This window comes from Burkholderia sp. BCC1208 (genome assembly GCF_902833095.1).
In the GTDB taxonomy this organism is placed as follows: Bacteria; Pseudomonadota; Gammaproteobacteria; order Burkholderiales; family Burkholderiaceae; genus Burkholderia.
Window position 1 is genome coordinate 1 of the sequence record NZ_CADFDY010000030.1, and the last position, 440, is coordinate 440.

Genomic DNA, 440 nt, shown 5'->3' on the forward strand with positions numbered 1-440 from the left:
CGACCTCATCGAAATTCGCCGAACCGTCGGGGTTCGTGCCGTACGTCACCGCCGCGATCGGCTTGCCCGTCGCCGGATCGATCAGGCCGCTGCCCGTCAGGTTGTCCTTCAGGTCAGCGATGTCGCCCGTGTTCTGCGTCACGCGACCGTCCAGGTTCGTCAGCGCATCGCCGACGTTGTGGTAGTCGGTCCGGCCGTTGCCGCTCGCATCCGCGAGATCGTACGTCGGCGCCGAGATCGTGCCGTCCTGGTTCACGGACGCACCGCCGCCCAGGTTGTCCGCCACGCTCTGCGACACGCCATGCAACTGCGCACCGTTGATCGCGTCCGTGCTCGTCGTGCCGACATCGCCCGCCGCCACGTTCGTGATCTTCGTGCCCGTCGCCGGAGCGCCGCCCAGCGTGATCGTGCCCTTCGTCGCGTCGTCGTACGTCACCGCC

The 440-nt window shown here is 68.2% G+C and carries 1 pseudogene; it reads right to left on the reverse strand.

Features of this window, described 5'->3' with window-relative positions:
• A pseudogene (locus HWX09_RS33410) lies at positions 1–440 on the reverse strand (transporter); the annotation flags it as partial.